Annotated in this window: 18 protein-coding genes, 1 tRNA gene and 1 pseudogene; 10 read left to right on the plus strand and 10 right to left on the minus strand. The window is 70.0% G+C overall.

Going from position 1 to position 18,433, the window contains the following annotated elements; all coding sequences use genetic code 11:
- The first annotated feature begins 6 nt into the window (after positions 1–6).
- Positions 7–642: a VOC family protein gene (locus tag ACFYYJ_RS08065; RefSeq protein WP_385125040.1), complete on the plus strand. Its 636-nt coding sequence runs from the start codon at positions 7–9 to the stop codon at positions 640–642.
- A 31-nt stretch (positions 643–673) separates the two neighbouring features.
- On the opposite strand, the pseudogene ACFYYJ_RS08070 reads toward ACFYYJ_RS08065, so the two are convergent.
- A pseudogene (locus ACFYYJ_RS08070) lies at positions 674–871 on the minus strand (MerR family transcriptional regulator); the annotation flags it as partial.
- 7 nt (positions 872–878) lie between these two features.
- Between ACFYYJ_RS08070 and ACFYYJ_RS08075 the strand changes: the two are divergent.
- Positions 879–1,016 carry a hypothetical protein gene (locus ACFYYJ_RS08075; RefSeq protein WP_389130533.1) on the plus strand — a complete coding sequence of 46 codons (138 nt, stop codon included), beginning with the start codon at positions 879–881 and terminating at the stop codon, positions 1,014–1,016.
- A gap of 101 nt (positions 1,017–1,117) precedes the next feature.
- Here ACFYYJ_RS08075 and ACFYYJ_RS08080 read toward each other — a convergent pair whose 3' ends face one another.
- A complete protein-coding gene (locus ACFYYJ_RS08080) occupies positions 1,118–2,359 on the minus strand; it encodes an MFS transporter (RefSeq protein WP_389129753.1) in 1,242 nt (413 codons plus the stop codon).
- 74 nt (positions 2,360–2,433) lie between these two features.
- Positions 2,434–2,559, minus strand: a complete 126-nt coding sequence (locus ACFYYJ_RS08085) for a hypothetical protein (protein ID WP_385125058.1) — start codon at positions 2,557–2,559, stop codon at positions 2,434–2,436.
- Between the two features lie 117 nt (positions 2,560–2,676).
- Here ACFYYJ_RS08085 and ACFYYJ_RS08090 point away from each other — a divergent pair, with 117 nt between their 5' ends.
- Complete coding sequence (locus tag ACFYYJ_RS08090) at positions 2,677–3,183, plus strand: MarR family winged helix-turn-helix transcriptional regulator (RefSeq protein WP_385125043.1); 507 nt, start codon at positions 2,677–2,679, stop codon at positions 3,181–3,183.
- Positions 3,184–3,292: 109 nt separating this feature from the next.
- Here the strand turns inward: ACFYYJ_RS08090 and ACFYYJ_RS08095 are convergent, their stop codons facing one another.
- Complete coding sequence (locus ACFYYJ_RS08095; RefSeq protein ID WP_389129756.1) at positions 3,293–4,840, minus strand: alpha/beta hydrolase; 1,548 nt, start codon at positions 4,838–4,840, stop codon at positions 3,293–3,295.
- A gap of 405 nt (positions 4,841–5,245) precedes the next feature.
- Here ACFYYJ_RS08095 and ACFYYJ_RS08100 point away from each other — a divergent pair.
- From ACFYYJ_RS08100 to ACFYYJ_RS08110, 3 genes are all read left to right on the plus strand, one after another.
- A tRNA-Met gene (locus tag ACFYYJ_RS08100) sits at positions 5,246–5,319 on the plus strand.
- A gap of 111 nt (positions 5,320–5,430) precedes the next feature.
- Positions 5,431–6,057 (plus strand): class I SAM-dependent methyltransferase, encoded by a 627-nt coding sequence (locus tag ACFYYJ_RS08105; RefSeq protein WP_389129759.1) that lies wholly within the window; start codon positions 5,431–5,433, stop codon positions 6,055–6,057.
- A 98-nt stretch (positions 6,058–6,155) separates the two neighbouring features.
- On the plus strand, positions 6,156–6,569 hold the full coding sequence (locus tag ACFYYJ_RS08110; RefSeq protein WP_389129762.1) for a contact-dependent growth inhibition system immunity protein: 414 nt from the start codon (positions 6,156–6,158) through the stop codon (positions 6,567–6,569).
- A 200-nt stretch (positions 6,570–6,769) separates the two neighbouring features.
- Here ACFYYJ_RS08110 and ACFYYJ_RS08115 read toward each other — a convergent pair whose 3' ends face one another.
- The 6 genes from ACFYYJ_RS08115 to ACFYYJ_RS08140 form a co-directional block, all read right to left on the minus strand.
- Entirely contained in the window at positions 6,770–7,459 is a 690-nt protein-coding gene (locus ACFYYJ_RS08115) for a response regulator (RefSeq protein ID WP_389129764.1), read from the minus strand.
- 106 nt (positions 7,460–7,565) lie between these two features.
- On the minus strand, positions 7,566–8,282 hold the full coding sequence (locus tag ACFYYJ_RS08120) for a potassium-transporting ATPase subunit C (protein WP_389129767.1): 717 nt from the start codon (positions 8,280–8,282) through the stop codon (positions 7,566–7,568).
- 6 nt (positions 8,283–8,288) lie between these two features.
- The gene (gene kdpB / locus ACFYYJ_RS08125) at positions 8,289–10,394 is read right to left on the minus strand and encodes a potassium-transporting ATPase subunit KdpB (protein ID WP_389129769.1); all 2,106 of its coding nucleotides are present in this window, start codon (positions 10,392–10,394) and stop codon (positions 8,289–8,291) included.
- Positions 10,391–12,055 carry a potassium-transporting ATPase subunit KdpA gene (kdpA, locus tag ACFYYJ_RS08130; protein ID WP_389129771.1) on the minus strand — a complete coding sequence of 555 codons (1,665 nt, stop codon included), beginning with the start codon at positions 12,053–12,055 and terminating at the stop codon, positions 10,391–10,393. The genes kdpB and kdpA overlap by 4 nt, the downstream gene beginning before the upstream one ends.
- Before the next feature lie 6 nt (positions 12,056–12,061).
- A complete protein-coding gene (kdpF, locus tag ACFYYJ_RS08135; protein WP_069744080.1) occupies positions 12,062–12,151 on the minus strand; it encodes a K(+)-transporting ATPase subunit F in 90 nt (29 codons plus the stop codon).
- Positions 12,148–12,303 (minus strand): hypothetical protein, encoded by a 156-nt coding sequence (locus ACFYYJ_RS08140; protein ID WP_385129301.1) that lies wholly within the window; start codon positions 12,301–12,303, stop codon positions 12,148–12,150. Before ACFYYJ_RS08140 ends, kdpF begins: the two co-directional genes overlap by 4 nt.
- 344 nt (positions 12,304–12,647) lie before the next feature.
- Here ACFYYJ_RS08140 and ACFYYJ_RS08145 point away from each other — a divergent pair, with 344 nt between their 5' ends.
- The 4 genes from ACFYYJ_RS08145 (at position 12,648) to ACFYYJ_RS08160 (ending at position 18,385) form a co-directional block, all read left to right on the plus strand.
- Positions 12,648–14,540, plus strand: a complete 1,893-nt coding sequence (locus ACFYYJ_RS08145) for an APC family permease (protein WP_389129776.1) — start codon at positions 12,648–12,650, stop codon at positions 14,538–14,540.
- Between the two features lie 151 nt (positions 14,541–14,691).
- A complete protein-coding gene (locus tag ACFYYJ_RS08150; protein ID WP_389129779.1) occupies positions 14,692–15,162 on the plus strand; it encodes a hypothetical protein in 471 nt (156 codons plus the stop codon).
- A gap of 228 nt (positions 15,163–15,390) precedes the next feature.
- Positions 15,391–17,328 (plus strand): amino acid transporter, encoded by a 1,938-nt coding sequence (locus ACFYYJ_RS08155; protein WP_385129307.1) that lies wholly within the window; start codon positions 15,391–15,393, stop codon positions 17,326–17,328.
- Positions 17,329–17,593: 265 nt separating this feature from the next.
- Positions 17,594–18,385 (plus strand): DUF2785 domain-containing protein, encoded by a 792-nt coding sequence (locus tag ACFYYJ_RS08160; RefSeq protein WP_389129783.1) that lies wholly within the window; start codon positions 17,594–17,596, stop codon positions 18,383–18,385.
- Positions 18,386–18,433: the final 48 nt, after the last annotated feature.

Consider the following 18,433-nt stretch of genomic DNA (forward strand, 5'->3'; position numbering starts at 1 on the left):
GGCGCGGTGCGACTTGATCACGTGTCCTATGCGGTGGCCCGCGACAGCTTCGTATCCACTGTCCAGTGGATCGGATCGGCCCTCGGTGCCGGGTTCGTGGACGGGGGTGTGCACCCACGATTCGGCACCCGCAACTTCATCCTCCCGCTGAGCGGCGGCACCTACGTCGAGGTCGTCACGACGCTCGACCACCCGGCTGCCGACCGAGCACCCTTCGGCCAGGCGGTCGCGCGCCGCGCCGCCGAGGGCGGCGGCTGGCTCGGGTGGGTGGTCTCCGTCGACGACATCGCCCCGGTCGAGGCCCGCCTCGGCCGGACCTCGTCCGAGGGCCACAGGGTCCGCCCCGACGGGTTCGACCTGAGGTGGAAGCAGATCGGCCTGCTGGAACTGATGGAGGACCCGCAACTGCCCTACTTCCTCCAGTGGTCGGTCCCCATGGAGGAGCGCCCCAGCGCCGACCCGCGCACCTCCACCACCATCCACGGGGTCTCCATCGCCGGCGACGCCGCCTCCATCGCCGAATTCCTCGGCGAACCGGCCGACCACCCCCTCGACCAGATCGACGTCACCTGGGTCGAGGACGAGGAACCGGGCCTGGTCGCGGTCGAGTTCGCCACTGCCAAGGGCCCGGTCACGATCTGACCAGGCCCCGACTGCCCCGCCGCGACTCTCTTCAGGCGGGGGTGGCAGGGGCGGCGGGGGCGTTCTGCTCCAGGCGGGCACTCAGGGTGGCGGCGAAGTCCTCGGCGCGGGTCAGATGGACCCGCAGCTTCTCCACCTGTTCGGTGGCGGCTTCCCGGTAGATCCGTACGCGGTCCAGCAGGGCTTCGCGTTCGTGGGCGTCGAGGGCGGCGCCGGCGTCCAGCAGGTCGCGCACGTTGGCTGGATCTGCCGCGCTGGACGCGATCGAGGCGAAGTACGCCCAACGCGGCAAGACCGTCGAGATCACCGGGCTGAACGACCCGAGCGCCGATCTCCACGGCAGGCTCACCGGCGAACTCGCCGGCAGCCACTGACACGGCACGCGAACGGCGAGAGGACCCTGGCACCGGGCCAGGGTCCTCTCGTCGTACGGTGGTGTGGGTCCGGCGGGCGGCGCGTGCCCCCCGGATGGGAATCACCCTGCGCCGAGCGTGATCAGGGCCGCGATCGCGGGGCCGAAGGCGCCGCCCAGCTGGTAGCAGAGGCTGAACAGGCCGATTGCCGTGGGGCGTTGAGCGGCGGGTGCGGCCTGGGTGGCGTACACGGCGAGGGTTGCCTGGCCCGCGCTCGTCGTGAACACGGCCAGGGTCGCGACCGGGAGGAGCAGCGGCGCCCAGGGGCTCAGTACGGCGGTGAGCGGGGCCAGCGCTCCGACCGTGAGCAGGATCGTCAGGACGCGCGGGCGACCCAGTCGGGCCGAGGCCGCGGCCAGGACCATGGAGAGCACGGAGCCCGCGAGGAGGGCGACCAGCTGGCCGGCGCCGATCGTGGAGGTCGACCAGTCGGTACGGTCGCGCAGCAGCTGAGGGATGGTGAACAGCAGCGTGAAGTACGAGGTGGCGAAGGCGCAGGCGAGCAGGGCGGAGAGGACGAAGGTCCGCGTGCGCAGCAGCGTCGCCGGGACGAAGCCGGTGGGGTTGGACCGTATGTGCAGGGCCAGCAGTACGGAGGTGAGCAGCGAGGCCGCCAGCGCCGGGAGCGGGTAGCGGGGGATGAGCACCAGAGCCGTCGACGTCAGGACGAGCAGGGTGGCGCCGCGGCCGTCGAAGGGGGTGGTCCGCGCGGGTGCGGACAGGTCGGCGCGGCGCACGACCGCCGGCAGGGCCAGGAGGGCGACCGCTCCGACGGCGAGGGAGACCCGCCAGGAAGCCGCGTCCGCGATCGCCGAGCCGAGCAGCGGTCCGACCGCGCCCAGTGTCCCGAAGCCCGCCGTGATGACGCCCATGCGTCGGACCGAACCCGCCAGGCTCATCGCCGAGGTGACCAGGCCCGCGCCGCCCACCGCCTGGGCCGCCCGACCCGTCATGGCCAGCGGCAGCCAGGGCGCAACGGCGACGACGGCGGTACCGGCCGCGATCAGGACGGCGCTCAGCCGGAGCGTGGTACGCAGACCGCGCCGGCGCAGCAGGCCTGCCATCAGCGGGGTGCCGACGGCCATGGCCCAGGCGAAGACCGTGACGAGCCAAGTCGCCGTGGCGGTACGGATACCGAGCGAGTCGGCCATGTCGGGCAGGATCAGGACCGGGCTGTTGGCGCTCGCGGCGACCGGGGCGGCCAGCAGCGCCAGCCACGCGGAAGGGACGAGTCCGGGCGAGGTCGGAGCGGAGGGCGCGGCAACGCGGGGTTGGCGCGGGAGGCTTCGGGTGAGCGGGGGCATGGCGGTCTCCGGGTGATGAGGGCGGCTGCGCGGAGGGGGAGTGGCGGCTCGGAGCCGGCCGATGTCCACGACCGTCAGCGGCGCGTGATCGTCGTCCGGGAACTCCTTCTGCACACCGTGAAGGTGTTCGCGGTCCGGGCCTCGCGGAAGAGGAGGTCCTGGGCGGCGGGGTGGAGAGCGAGCTCGTACGTGGTGGACACGGGTGCTCCTGTCGTTCAGCCTTGATAATCTCAACGTTGAGACAATCAAAGCGGTCGACTCTCTCAACGTCAAGTGTCTTAACGTTGAGAAGATGTCCATTGAGGGGAGTGACGGTCATGAGCGATGCCGTGGACGCGATCATCGGCCAGTGGGTGAAGGAACGGCCCGACGTGGCGGAGGACCTCTGGCCCGTTCAGCTCTTCGGGCGGATCCAGCGGCTGGCCCGGGTGATCGACAAGTCCGCCAAGGCCGCGGCGGCGGCCCACGGCGTGGAGCACGGCGAGTTCGACGTGCTCACTACGCTGCAGCGCTCCGGGCCGCCCTACACCCTCACCGCCGGCGCGTTCCTCAAAGCGTCCATGGTGACCTCCGGTGCGATCACCAACCGCATCGACAAGATGGAGGCCAAGGGGCTGGTCGAGCGCGTGCGCGACGGCGACGACCGGCGCACCATCAAGATCCGCCTCACCGAACACGGGCACGAGGTCACGAGGGCCGCCTTCGCCGACCATCTGGCGAACTACGCGGAGCTGCTCGCCGACGTCGACCGCGACGTGGTCGACAAGACGGCCGAGGGCCTCCGCCACGTACTGGAGGCCCTCGGCGACACCGCCATCAAGTGACGAAGGGGTAGGCGGCCGTGGTGGATGCGCAGAGGGCGGCTCCGGTGATCGTCTGGGTCTCGCACCGGACGATCCGGGGACTTGACCGGCGAGGTCCGAAGAAGACGACCTACCGGCCGGCGGTCGGGTCGGGCAGTGGCCGGCCCTCGCACGAGGCGTCCTCGGTCGGCATTCGGCCGTCGACGAGGAAGCCCTCGACGTACGCGTCCACGCAGGCGTTGTGCGACTGGTAGACGCCGTGGTCGCCGCCGCCGACGGTGATCAGTCGCGAGCCGGCCGTCTCCCGGTGGGCCCGCAGTGCGCCCTCGTAGTAAGTGGCGGGGTCGTGGCGCGAGTTGAGCATCAGGATCGGCGGCAGCCCCCGCCCGGTGACCCGCACCCGGGGCGCCTGGGAGCGGGGCCAGGCGGCGCAGACCGAGGCGAAGGTCAGCTCACGGGCACCGGCCATCGGGTACGCGGCGCCGTCGGCCGCGCTCCGGCGGACCCAGTAGGCGCTGTCGTGGTTCCACGGGGTGTCCTGGCAGATGACGGAGAAGAAGTCCGCCGCGAACTGCGCCCCCAGCGGGTGCTTCAGCTTCTCGGCCAGGGCCTTGCGGGCGGCCGGCGGAGCCGCCTGAGGGTGCTCCAGGACATCGAGCAGCATCGCCAGGTCGGGGAAGCGGTCGCCGCTGTAGATGATGGAAGTGGCGGCGGCATCGAGGTGGTTGGAGGTGACCGTCGTCCCCTCCAGGTCCAGCGGACGCTCGCCCAGCGCGCTCCGCAGCCGCTCGTACGAGGCCTTGGCCTCCTCGGGGGTCCGGCCCCGGTGGTACGTCGCGTCGTTCGCGGCGAGCCAGGGCAGGAAGTCCTGTTCGAACCGGCGTTGGAAGCTCATCGGCTGGCCCGTCAGGAACTGCTGCCAACTGCCCGTGAACCCGATGTTGCTGTCGAGCACCACCCGGTCGACCCGGCTCGGGAACTCGGTCGCGTAGTAGGCGCCGAGGAAGGTGGCGTACGAGGGACCGTAGTAGGACACCTTCGACTCGCCGAGCAGCGCCCTGAACAGGTCCATGTCGTGCACGGCCTGGTCGGTGGTGATGTACGGGAGAAGATCGCCCGACCGCCGCTCGCAGTCCCGTACGAAGTTCCGCGCCCGGTCCACGGTGGCGTCCACGGCCCGCGGCGAGCGGTCGCGCAGGTCGCCGCTGGTGAACAGGGCGTCCACCGCTTCCTGGTCGGAACAGACCACCTGGGTGCTGGCCCCGACCCCTCGCTGGTCGAAGCCGACGACGTCGTACGCGGCCGCCAGCTTGGGCGAGTACGCCGACAGCCCCGCCGGCCGGCCCAGCCCCGAGGCGCCCGGCCCGCCGGCCGCCATCATCAGCACGCCCCGCCGCGCGGCGGGGTCCGCGGCCCGGTGCCGGGAGACCGCGACGGTCAGGTCCGCCCCGGTGCCGGGGTGGTACCAGTCGCGCGGCACCGTCATGGAGGCGCACTCCAGCGCACCGGACTGGCACGGCTGCCAGTCGAGGCGCTGCTGCGCGTACCGCGCGGGCACGGCCGGCGCACCGCCCTTCGCCACGGCGGCGCTCGCCGGCGACGCGGGCAGGGCGGCGAGGGCGAGCAGCCCGCACGCGGCGGCCGTGGCCCACCGCGCGGGCTTCTTGAACAGGTGCATGTGGGTGGTTCCCCCCGGTCGGAACGATTCGGTACACCCCGATCCTCCGAGAACCCGACCCACCGGACGATCCCCCCACTGCCCGTATCCGGGGTGGTGCCAGTACCACCCCTCCCGGCCCCATGAGTTCGTGCACGGGTGTCGGTCCGGTGTCGGCTGCCCGATCGCGAGCATGCTTCTGAGGTGGGGTCCGTCGTCCTTGGCCGGAAGCCGCAGAACTGCCGCCCGGCCGTGCGCATCAACGCGGGCGTGCACGTGGAGGCAGGCCCCAGGAGAGTGCGCCGGCGAAGAGGAGTACGACAGCCACCGGGGCGAAGACGCTGCCGGCCGGGTAGAGGGGCAGGGCCCACCAGGGGCCCGGATATTCGCTCGCACGCGCACGCTCCGCCGTCTTACGGTGGAGGTCGCCGGGTGGAGCAGGTCGGCAGCTCGCTGGGCTCATAACCCAGAGGTCGCGGGTTCGAATCCCGCCCCGGCCACTAAGCGGATCCAACACGAAGTGGGCACGGCTCCCTTCGGGCGGACGGTCGGCCACGGGACCGGAGTGAAAAGCGGTCGCGGTCCCGACAGGTGCGCCGTAGCGTGCGCGCGTGAACGTTGACGATCCAAAGGAAATGGTCCGGCGCGGGTATGACGTGCTGTCGGACCACTACGGGCGGGTATTTGGCAGCGAGACGAAATACGGTTCGTGGATCGAGGAGTTGCTCCGTCGGCTCCCCGATACAGGCACCGTCTTGGACGTCGGGTGCGGCACCGGGGTTCCCGTGGCCCGGTCCCTGGTCGCGGCGGGTCACCGCGTGACGGGCGTCGACATCAGCGAGGTCCAGATCCGCCGGGCCAGGGAGCTCGTGCCCGACGCCGACTTCATCCGGGCCGATGCCACGACCTTGGGGCTCCCCCGGGGCAGTTTCGACGCCGTCGTCTGCCTGTACGCCCTCATCCATGTCCCGGTGGAGGAACAGCCCGCCCTGCTGGAGCGGATCGCTTCCTGGCTGCGGCCCGGCGGCTGGTTCCTGAGCACCACCGGGCATCGGGCCTGGACCGGGACCGATGAGAACTGGCTCGGCGGCGGGGCCGCGATGTGGTGGAGTCACGCCGACGCCGGCACGAACCGCGCATGGCTCGTGCAAGCCGGCTTCGACGTGGTCCACGAGGAGTTCGTACCCGAGGGCGACAGCGGTCACGTCCTGTTCTGGGCCCGGCGCGCCGAGGCATGACAGCGACAGGCCGAAGGAGGTACGGCGGCAACACCGGCCCCCTGTCCGGGCAGGTCCGCCCGGGCGACCAGGCCAAGGGGCGGCCTGGTGTGGTGCGCATGGACCACCTCCTGCATCTCGACCGCACCCTCGACGAATTGGACCCGCCCCGCTGGGCAGACCCGGCTGGAGACGCGACCCACCTGGTCAGGAAGGTGCATGCGCTGCGGCGCGTACCGTTGGGCAAGCTGCAGCCGGCGGATCTGCGCACGTTGATCTCGCAGCGGGTGGGGCTGCCGTACGCACTGCCGCTCGCGGTTCAGCTGCTGTTGGACGAGCCGCTGCTGGACGCCTACTTCCACGAGGGCGACCTGCTCGTCGTGACGGTGAACGCGCCGGCTTCGGCGTGGGTTGCTCTGCCGGAGCTCGCGGCGCAGCTCAGGGTTGCCATCGAGGCCTTGCCCGAGGCCGCAGTGACGGACCTGCCGAGGGGCGCGGCGGCGGATCTGGCTCGCTTCGTGGCGTCCGCCTGACCTGAGCGACGGAGCCCGCCCTGATCTCTCGGTGACCGGCGGGCCGCGGCTGCGGCCCTTGGCGGCCCCGTCGTGGGGTGCCGATGTGGACGTCGGGGTCCCTGCCACCGCTTGGCGTTGCGCGAGCCGGGGCTTCTCTATCGACGGTCCGACGGTCCGACGGTCCGACGGTTTTGACGGCGTGGCGGTCGGGTGGGCGATCAGGGTTCGAAGCGGTAGCCCATGCCCGGTTCGGTGATCAGGTACCGGGGGTGCGAGGGGTCCGCCTCCAGTTTGCGGCGGAGCTGGGCCATGTAGACGCGCAGGTAGTTGGTGTTCTCGCCGTAGCTGGGACCCCAGACCTCCAGCAGCAGTCGGCTCTGGGTGATCAGGCGGCCCGGGTGGGTGATGAGGATTTCCAGCAGGTGCCACTCGGTCGGGGTCAGCCGTACCGTGCGTTCGCCCCGGTGCACCTTCTTCGCGACCAGGTCGACCGTGAAACCGGCGGTCGTGACGATGTCCACCTGGTCCGCCCGGGATGTGGGAGCCGGCTCGTGTCTGCGGGCGGCGGCCCGCAGCCGTGCCAGGAGTTCGTTCATGCTGAACGGTTTCGTCACGTAGTCGTCGGCGCCCGAGTCCAGGGCCCGGATCTTGTCTTCCGAGGTGTGGCGGGCGGACAGCACCAGGATGGGCACGCGGCTCCAGCCGCGGACACCTCTGATCACGTCGACGCCGTCCATGTCGGGCAGCCCGAGGTCCAGCACGATGACGTCCGGTCTGCGCGCGGCCGCGAGCCGCAGGGCCGAGCCGCCGTCCGGAGCCTCTTCGACCTCGAACTTGCGCGCCTGGAGATTGATCTTGAGTGCGCGGACGAGCTGAGGGTCGTCCTCCACCACCAGCACCCGGGTCATCGGTGTGCAGCCTTTCCTTCGTGTCGAGAACAGCAGGACGGTAAGGAGTCGGCAGGGCGCGAGCATTCCGCGCCCTGCCGGCTCCCGGTCCGTGCAACGGAGGACATCAGCCCGTGGTCAGTGCCTTGAGGGCGGTGTTGAGTTCGAGGACGTTGACGCGGGGTTCGCCCATGAAGCCGAGGGTCCGGCCGGTGGTGTGGTCCGCGACGAGCTTCTCGACCTGCTTGACGTCTAGCTTGTTCTGCTCGGCGATCCGGTGCACCTGGAGCTTGGCGTACTCCGGAGAGATGTCCGGGTCCAGGCCCGAGCCGGAGGAGGTGACGGCGTCGGCCGGCACGTCCTCGGGCTTGACCTTGTAGGAGGCGGTGGAGTTGTCCGCGATGACCGCCTCCTTGGCGGCGACGACCTGCGCGCAGAGGGTGCCTTCCTCGGCGTCCTTGGTGCACTTGCCGTTCACGGCCCCGTTGTCCGCGGAGCGGTTGGTGGCGCCGGAGAGGATCAGCGAGTACTGGGTGTTGACCGAGTTGCTGCCGATGCCGTTGGAGGGGCGGGGCTGGAACCACTTCAGGTCCGGCTTCGCGGCCTCTTCGGCGTCGTCTGGATTCTGCTTCGGGAGGTTGTAGGTCTGCCCGATGAGGGAGGAGCCGACGACCTGCCCGCTCTTGTCCTTGATCTCGGAGCCGTTGGCCTTGTCGTTGAAGAGGGCTTGGGCGATGCCGGTGACGGCCAGCGGGTAGATGACCCCGCAGATCACCGTCAGGACGAGCAGGGCTCGCAGGCCCGCCCCAATCAACCGCGTGGTGTTGCCTACAGAGTTGTTCATGACCGATCAGCCGATTCCGGGGATGAGGGAGATGAGGAGGTCGATGAGCTTGATGCCGATGAACGGGGCGATCAGGCCGCCCACGCCGTACAGCCCCAGGTTGCGGCGGAGCATCTTGTCGGCGCTGGTCGGCTTGTACTGGACGCCCTTGAGGGCGAGCGGGACGAGCGCGATGATGATCAGGGCGTTGAAGACGACCGCGGACAGGATCGCCGATTCGGGCGAGGACAGGCCCATGATGTTGAGCTTGTCCAGGCCCGGGTAGACCACCGCGAACATGGCCGGGATGATCGCGAAGTACTTCGCCACGTCGTTGGCGATGGAGAAGGTCGTGAGAGCGCCTCGGGTGATGAGGAGCTGCTTGCCGATCTCGACGATCTCGATGAGCTTGGTCGGGTTGGAGTCGAGGTCGACCATGTTGCCGGCCTCCTTGGCGGCCGACGTGCCCGTGTTCATCGCGACACCGACGTCGGCCTGCGCGAGCGCGGGGGCGTCGTTCGTACCGTCGCCGGTCATCGCGACGAGCTTGCCGCCGGCCTGCTCCCGCTTGATGAGGGCCATCTTGTCCTCGGGAGTGGCCTCGGCGAGGAAGTCGTCGACCCCCGCCTCCTCCGCGATCGCCTTGGCCGTCAGCGGGTTGTCGCCGGTGATCATGACGGTCTTGATGCCCATGCGGCGCAGCTCGTCGAACCGCTCGCGCATGCCTTCCTTGACGACGTCCTTGAGGTGGATGACCCCGAGGACGCGGGCACCGTCCGTGTCCTCGACGGCGACGAGCAGAGGGGTGCCGCCGGCCTGCGAGATCGAGTCGGTGAGCGCCTGCGCGTCGTCGGCGACGCCGCCGCCTCGCTCGTTCACCCAGGCGATGACCGACCCCGTGGCGCCCTTGCGGACCTTGCGGCCGTCGACGTCCACGCCCGACATACGGGTCTGGGCGGTGAAGGCGATCCACTCGGCGTCTGCGAGCTCGCCCTGGTGGCGCTCGCGCAGCCCGTACTTCTCCTTCGCCAGGACGACGATGGAACGGCCCTCGGGGGTCTCGTCGGAGAGCGAGGACAGCTGGGCGGCGTCGGCCAGTTCGGCCTCGGTGGTGCCCTTGACGGGTACGAACTCGGAGGCCTGGCGGTTGCCGAGGGTGATGGTGCCGGTCTTGTCGAGCAGGAGCGTCGAGACATCGCCCGCCGCTTCGACCGCACGCCCCGACATGGCGAGCACGTTGCGCTGGACCAGGCGGTCCATGCCGGCGATGCCGATGGCGGACAGCAGGGCGCCGATGGTGGTGGGGATGAGGCAGACCAGCAGCGCGGTCAGCACGATCATCGACTGCTCGGCTCCCGCGTAGATCGCGAACGGCTGGAGCGTGACGACGGCGAGCAGGAAGACGATCGTGAGGGAGGCCAGGAGGATGTTCAGCGCGATCTCGTTCGGCGTCTTCTGCCGTGCGGCGCCTTCCACGAGCGCGATCATCCGGTCGATGAAGGTCTCGCCGGGCTTGGTCGTGATCTTGACGACGATCCGGTCGGAGAGGACCTTGGTGCCGCCGGTCACGGCCGAGCGGTCACCGCCGGACTCCCGGATGACCGGGGCGGACTCGCCCGTGATCGCCGACTCGTCGACCGAGGCGACGCCCTCGACGACGTCACCGTCGCCGGGGATGGTGTCGCCGGCCTCGCAGACCACCAGGTCGCCGATGCGCAGATCGGTGCCGGGCACCCGTTCCTCGCCCGTGCCGCCCTTGGTCAGGCGGCGGGCGACGGAGTCGGTCTTCGCCTTGCGCAGGGTGTCCGCCTGCGCCTTGCCACGGCCCTCGGCCACGGCCTCGGCGAGGTTGGCGAAGATCGTGGTGAGCCACAGCCAGGCGGTGATGGCCCAGCCGAACCAGTCCGTCGGGTCCAGACACGCGAGGACGGTCGTCACGACCGAGCCGATCAGGACCACGAACATGACCGGAGACTTGATCATGACGCGGGGGTCGAGCTTCCTCACCGCGTCAGGGAAGGACTTCAGCAGTTGCCCGGGGTCGAACAGACCCCCGCCGACACGGCCGGCAGGCGGCTTGTGGCCGGTGGACAGATCCTCGTGCGGAGCACGGGTCGGAGTGGCGGTGCTCATGATGCGAGCCCTTCGGCGAGCGGTCCCAGCGCCAGGGCGGGGAAGTAGGTCAGACCGGTGACGATGAGGATCGTGCCGACGAGCAGGCCCGTGTAGAGCGGCTTGTCGGTACGCAGGGTGCCCGCGGTCTCGGGGACGGGCTTCTGCTCGGCGAGCGAGCCGGCCAGCGCGAGGACGAACACCATGGGCAGGAAGCGGCCGAGCAGCATCGCGATGCCGATGGTCGAGTTGAACCACTGGGTGTCGGCGTTCAGACCCGCGAACGCGGAACCGTTGTTGTTGGCGCCCGAGGTGTAGGCGTACAGCACTTCGGAGAAGCCGTGCGCCCCGGAGTTGAGCATCGAGTGGGGCGGAGTGGGCAGCGCCATCGCCGCTGCCGTGAAGCCGAGGACGAGGGCCGGGGTGATGAGGATGTAGCAGGCAGCGAACTTGATCTGGCGGGTACCGATCTTCTTGCCGAGGTACTCGGGCGTCCGGCCGACCATCAGGCCGGCGATGAACACCGCGATGATCGCCATGATCAGCATGCCGTAGAGACCGGAACCGACACCGCCGGGCGCGATCTCGCCGAGCTGCATGCCCAGCAGTTGGATGCCGCCGCCGAGACCGGTGTAGGAGGAGTGGAAGGAGTTGACCGCACCCGTCGAGGTCAGCGTGGTGGCGACCGAGAAGATCGCGGAGGCGCCGACGCCGAAGCGGCTCTCCTTGCCCTCCATCGCACCGCCCGCCGCCTGGAGCGCCGGGCCGTGGTGGGCGAACTCGGTCCACATCATCAGCGCGGTGAAACCGATCCAGATCGTCGCCATCGTCGCGAGGATCGCGTAGCCCTGACGCAGGTTCCCGACCATGCGGCCGAACGTGCGGGTCATCGCGAAGGGGATGACGAGGATCAGGAAGATCTCGAACAGGTTGGAGAACGGCGTGGGGTTCTCGAAGGGGTGGGCGGAGTTGGCGTTGAAGTAGCCGCCGCCGTTCGTGCCGAGTTCCTTGATGACCTCCTGCGAGGCCACGGCCCCGCCGTTCCACTGCTGCGTACCGCCCATGAACCGACCCACCTCGTGGATCCCGGCGAAGTTCTGGATCGCGCCGCAGGCGACGAGGACGATCGCTCCGATGACCGCGATGGGCAGCAGGACGCGTACGGTACCGCGGACCAGGTCGGCCCAGAAGTTGCCGAGTTCACCGGTGCGGGAGCGGGCGAAGCCCCGTACGAGGGCGACGGCGACGGCCATGCCGACTGCGGCCGAGACGAAGTTCTGCACCGCGAGGCCGCCGGTCTGTACGACGTGGCCCATGGCCTGTTCGCCGTAGTACGACTGCCAGTTCGTGTTGGCCACGAAGGAGGCGGCGGTGTTGAAGGCCTGGTCCGGGTCGATCGACTGGAAGCCGAGCGAGCCGGGCAGGACGCCCTGGAGGCGCTGCAGGGCGTAGAGGAAGAGGACGCTGACCGCGGAGAAGGCGAGGACGCCGCGCAGGTAGGCGGGCCAGCGCATCTCCGCGGACGGGTTGGCGCCGATGGCCTTGTAGATCCACTTCTCCGGGCGGTAGTGCCTCTCGGAGGAGTAGACGCGGGCCATGTAATCGCCCAGCGGGCGGTAGGCCAGGGCCAGGGCGGCGATCAGTGCGAGGAGCTGGAGGACGCCGGCGATCTGGGGACTCATGTCGGCTCAGAACCTCTCCGGGTACAGGAGGGCGAGGACGAGGTAGCCCAGCAGGGAGACGGCCACGACGAGGCCGACGATGTTCTCGACGGTCACAGCTTGGCCACCCCTCGGGCGATGAGAGCCACCAGCGCGAAGACCGCGACCGTGGTGACGACGAAGGCCAGATCGGCCATCGTGAGCTCCTGATGAAGTGATGAAATGGAATCGGCCGGAGTGGCCGAGATCGAGCAAACCGTGAGCTGCACCCCGCGTTAAGAGGTCTTGATGACCTCCATACGGACAGACGCGAACCCTTGACGCGGCCCATACGCGGACCGCCGCCGACCTACTGTGAAGTGCGGCTCTTCACGCCTTGGGCGCAGCGGACCCGGAACCGGGTCGAGGAGGAACCGGTATGCCGTCCGCGGCCGGCCGGGCGGCTCCCTGGGGGCGGGACCATCCCATACGGCCTTCCGGATCCGGCGTATGGAGTGCGTGAAGAGCGACGCGGCCGGCGTATGGATCTCGACAAGGTGGCCGGCGACCGGAGGGAGCGTCTTCGACGCTGTCCTCACTTTGCTCACTTCGCCCACTCCGGAGGAACGGCGACATGGCCATGCACACAGGAGAACCGACCGCGGCCGATCGGGAGCCGGGCCGGGAAGAGCCCCCTGATACCGGCGCCGGCGCCGGCGCGGCGGTCGAGACGGGGGAGCGTCACAGGCTGACCGCGCTCCAGGGCCTCGCCGCCCTCTCGCTGGACGCCATGGCCTCCGTCGCCTACGGGCCCGAGTCGATCGTGCTCGTACTCGCCGCGGCCGGTGCGTACGGACTCGGCTTCACCCTCCCGGTGACCCTGGCGATCGCCGCACTGCTGGCCGTGCTCGTCGCCTCGTACCGGCAGGTCATCGCCGCCTTTCCGGACGGCGGCGGCTCCTACGCCGTCGCCAAACGCCATCTGGGACGGCGTACGAGTCTGGTCGCCGCGGCCTCGCTCATCCTCGACTACGTCCTGAACGTCGCCGTATCCGTCACGGCCGGTGTCGCGGCCCTGACCTCGGCGTTCCCCGAGCTGTACGGGGAGCGGGTGTGGACCTGCCTGGGCGTCCTGGTCCTGGTCACCGCGGTGAACCTGCGCGGGATCGTGGAGTCCGCCAAGGCCTTCCTCGTGCCCAGCGCGGTGTTCGTCGGGTCGATCCTCACGATGGTCGCCGTCGGGCTCTTCCGCGACGGACCCGTCAGTACCGCGTCCGCCGCCGGGCACGCCTCCGCCCTCGGCGAGGGCGCGACCACCGTCGGCGCGCTCCTGCTGCTGAAGGCCTTCGCCGCCGGCTGTTCGGCCCTGACCGGAGTCGAGGCGGTCGCCAATGCCGTGCCGTCGTTCCGGGTCCCTGCCGCCCGCCGGGCACAGCGCACCGAGGTCGCGCTCGGCGCGCTCCTGGGCGTGATGCTGATCGGCCTGTCGATCCTCATCGGGCGCTTCCACCTCCAGCCCGTCGAGGGCGTCACCGTCCTCGCGCAGCTCGCGGACGCCTCCTTCGGCCACAACCTCGCCTTCTACGTCGTCCAGTTCGCCACCATGGTGCTCCTCGCGCTCGCCGCGAACACCTCCTTCGGCGGCCTGCCCGTGCTGATGGGCCTGCTGGCCCGCGACAACCACCTGCCCCACGTCTTCGCCCTCAAGGCAGACCGTCAGGTCCACCGGCACGGCGTCGTCTGGCTGGCGCTCGTATCCGCCCTCCTGCTCGTCTTCTCCGGCGGCGACACCAACACCCTCGTACCGCTCTTCGCCACCGGCGTCTTCGTAGGCTTCACCATCTGCCAGGTCGGGATGGTCCGGCACTGGTCGCTGGAACGCCCCGCCAGGTGGCGGGCGAAGGCCGTACTGGGAGGCTTCGGCGCGCTGCTCACCGGTGTGTCCGCGGTCGTGGTGACGGCGACCAAGTTCACCGAGGGGGCCTGGCTGATCGTGGTGACCCTGCCGCTGCTCGTCCTCGCCTTCGAGAAGGTGCACCGTACGTACGGGCAGATCGGCGAACGCCTGGAACTCGGCCGGGTCCCGCAGCCCCCGCAGCGCTCCCGCTCCCTGGTCGTGGTCCCGGTGTCCGGGCTCTCGCTGCTCACCTGCCGGGCACTGACCACCGCCCGCTCCCTCGGCGACGAGGTGCTCGCCGTCACCGTCACCCACCCCGCCCCCGAGGACCGGCGGGCGGCCGAGGCGCTGCGCCGGGACTGGGAGTTGTGGAACCCGGGCATCGAGCTCGTCGAACTCTCCTCGCCGAGACGTTCGCCGGGCCGTCCCGTATCCGGCTACGTCCGCGAGCTGACGGAGCAGCGGCCGGACACCCAGGTGACCGTCCTCATCCCCGAGACCGAGCCGGAACGGCTGTGGCAGCGGATCCTGCAGAACCAGCGCGGCTCGGTGGTCGCCCATGCGGTACGCCGAGACACGGACGCGGTGATCTGCCGATTGCGCTTCCGTGTCACCGCCAACCCCCGCTGAGACCGACGACCGAGGGAGACTCCTGCGCGGACCCCGGCAGCGCCCCTTCGCCCCGCACGTCCCTCACCAGGTCCCGGCACTCCTCCGCAGTCCCCGGTCGTGTTCTGCGATCAGCCGCCCAGGGCCGCTTCGACCGGTTCACACTGTGGGAATGGACGACCAGGGTGGGGACTCGGTGTCGGTTTCGGTTTCGGTGTGGCGGATGGACGGGGCGGCTCTTGCGGCGGGCTATGTGACCCCGGCTCTCGCGGGCGTGAAGGCACTCGCCGGCTGGGGTGCGTGGCTGTCCGCTCCGGGAGCCGGGGCGGCACGGTCGGCCGGGTTGTGGACTGGGCTGGCCATCGGCGTCGCGCTGTTCTCATGGTGGGCGATTCTCAGAACTCGGCTGGAGGTCGGCCCTGAAGAGATCGTGGCGGTCAACCCGTGGGGGACCCACCGCCTCGAACTGCGTGAGGTGGCGTCGGTGCGCCTCGGTATGTGGGGTGCGGAGTTCCAGCACCGGGACGGCTTCCAGACCACGGCCCATGCGCTGCGCGATTTTGCCGGTGGGACCACTCAGAACCGGCGTTTCGCCGAGCTGCAGGCTGCGCTCCGGGCAAACCCCGACTTCTCGCCGCAGTGATCCCTGCCGGGACGGCGATCATGGTCCGGCCGGCCGGAGCCTGCCACACGGGTCTCCGCCCTTAGGGGAGTGCGTTCAGTACGCCACCGGAAGGAAAGGCGTTAAGAGCGCGTCAGGATTCCGTCAGGCGAGGTTATAGACGTATTGGCTGTGTTTCCGCTGCGTACGCTGGCCCAGCCGTCGACTCCGATGGCCGAATCCCATGCCGTACGACAGGAGCGCCCGATCATGGCCACCCCTGCCCGCTCTTCGCGCCTGCGCGCTTGGATGCTGGAAGGCTTGACCGCCCAGACCAGTTCGCCCGCAGCCAAGGAGGCGGCGGCCCAGCCGCACGGCCGGCCGTGGTGGCGGGTGATGTGCCTGACGGGTCTCGACTACTTCTCCACCCTCGGCTACCAGCCCGGCATCGCGTTCCTCGCGGCCGGCCTGCTGTCGCCGCTGGCGACCATCGTGCTCGTACTGCTGACCCTCTTCGGCGCGCTGCCCGTCTACCGGCGCGTGGCCGAGGAGAGCCCGCACGGCGAAGGCTCCATCGCGATGCTGGAGAAGCTGCTCTCCTTCTGGAAGGGGAAGCTGTTCGTCCTGACCCTGCTCGGCTTCGCGGCGACCGACTTCCTCATCACCATCACCCTCTCCGCCGCCGACGCGACCGCGCACATGGTGGAGAACCCACACCTCACCAGCACCCTGCACGGCCACGAGGTGCTGATCACCCTGATCCTGATCGCCCTCCTGGGCGGGGTGTTCCTGAAGGGCTTCAGCGAGGCCATCGGCGTGGCCGTGGTCCTGGTGGTCACCTATCTCGGTCTGAACGTCGTCGTCGTGGCGGTCGGGCTGTGGAACGTGTTCACGGAGCCGCAGGTCATCACGGACTGGACGACCGCGCTGACCGCCGAGCACGGCAACGTGTTCATGATGATCGCCATCGCGCTCGTCGTGTTCCCCAAGCTCGCACTGGGCCTGTCCGGCTTCGAGACCGGTGTGGCGGTCATGCCGCACGTGAAGGGCGACCCCGCGGACACCGAGGACAAGCCCGCCGGCCGGATCCGCGGCGCGAAGAAGCTGCTGACCACGGCGGCCGTGATCATGAGCGTCTTCCTGATCTGCTCCAGCCTCATCACGACCCTGCTGATCCCGGCCGCCCAGTTCCAGCCGGGCGGCGAAGCCAACGGACGCGCCCTCGCCTACCTGGCCCACGAGTACCTGGGCTCGGCCTTCGGCACCGTCTACGACATCTCCACCATCTGCATCCTGTGGTTCGCCGGCGCCTCCGCGATGGCCGGCCTGCTCAACCTGATGCCGCGCTACCTGCCCCGCTACGGCATGGCCCCGCACTGGGCGCGTGCCCTGCGCCCGATGGTCATCGTGTTCACCCTCGTCGCGTTCCTCGTGACCTGGATCTTCAACGCCGACGTCGACGCCCAGGGCGGCGCGTACGCCACGGGCGTCCTCGTCCTCATCACCTCGGCCGCGGTCGCGGTGACCATCGCGGCCCGGCGGGCCGGGGAGCGCGGCTGGACCATCGGCTTCGGGATCATCTCGGCCGTCTTCATCTACACCACCGCGATCAACGTTGCCGAGCGCCCCGACGGCGTGAAGATCGGCGCCTGCTTCATCGGCGGCATCATGGCGCTCTCCCTCCTCTCGCGCCTGGCCCGCGTCTTCGAGCTGCGCGTCACGGACATCGAGTTCGACGACATGGCGCAGCGGTTCATCCGCGACACCGCCAACCGGACGATCCGGTTCATCGCCAACGAGCCCGACAACCGGGACCTGGAGGAGTACCGGCAGAAGAAGGCGCAGATCCGCGCGGACAACGACATCCCGGCCGAGGACGACGTCGTGTTCGTCGAGGTCACCGTCCTGGACGCCTCCGAATTCGAATCCGGCATGCGCGTACGCGGCGAAGTCCTCCACGACCGCTACCGCGTCCTGACCCTGGAGAGCTCCAGCATCCCCAACGCCCTCGCGGCCCTCCTGCTCCACGTCCGCGACGAGACCGGCCAGCGGCCCCACATCTACTTCGAGTGGACCGAAGGCAACCCGATGGCCAACTTCTTCCGGTTCTTCCTCTTCGGCCAGGGCGAGGTCGCCCCCGTCACCCGCGAGGTCATCCGCGAAGCCGAACCGGACCGCAGCCGCCGCCCGCACATCCACGCCGGCTGACGGGCGGCGTAAGCAAGCCGACAAGGATCCCGCCGGCGCCGTCCTCGACGCCCTGTGGCTGCTCGGGATCGGAGTCCGGGGTGTCATCGCCGCGATGGTGATCGAGCTCGTCTACCGACCGTAGACGAGCACTCCACCCCGGATTCGGCTGAATCGGCGAGCCGATCCCACCCGCCGATGTCGCGCCGCCGCAGGTCCTCCACGGTCGCCGGGCCCGGAACAATTCGCAGGCCCGCGGTCATGGCTCGGACGTACGCTGCCCGTCATGATCGACTGGAAGAGCGTTGAGGCCGCGGACTGTGCGGTGCCGGCTGACCGGCCCATGGACGACCTCGTTCGCGAGCTGTCCCTCGCCCTGGCGGATCCCGATCCACTGGTCCGGGACGGTGCGCCCTACACCGTCCTCGCGACCTGGATCGCCCGCGGGGAGATCGGGACGTCCCGGCGGCTGGAGCTCGGGGACGAGATGGCCACCCGGTTCACGAACCCGCGGATCGAGGCCCGCACCTTCGCACCCCTCGTACTCGACATGCTGGTGGCCGCGGGGGACTTCAAGCCAGGCTGGGTGGACGCGTTCGAGCACTGGTACCCGGCGGAGCAGGATCTGCGGGGCCACGACGAGACGCTGGGCTGGCTCCACGCGGTGGCGCACGGCGCGGACCTGCTTGCCGGATTCGGTCGCCATCCCGCGGTGCCGCCGACGCGGATGCTGGACCTCGCCGCGGCCCGCCTGACCGCGCCCACCGAACACGTCTACGACCAGCTGGAGGACGACCGCCTGGCCCGGGCGATCGCCCGGGTCCTCACCCGCACCGACCTGAGCGAACGCGACGCCGTCGGCTGGCTGGACCCGATCTCCGAACGCTTCGGGGCCGACCGCATCAGCACCCCGGTGCCCGCCCACGTCAGCAACTGCCTGCGCACCCTGCGGCTGCTCTACATTCTGGCCGATCGGGGCGTGCGCCCCACCAGCGACCTGCCCAGGGAGCCCGTGCACCACCGCGCTGCCGTCAAGTCCGGCATCGCCGCCGTTCTGGACCGGATCGTCAAACGCTGACCGACGGCACGCGCTTCGGGGAACCGGCGACAGTTCAAGCCGTTGCCG

This window comes from Streptomyces sp. NPDC002467 (assembly GCF_042889825.1).
Lineage (GTDB): Bacteria > Actinomycetota > Actinomycetes > Streptomycetales > Streptomycetaceae > Streptomyces.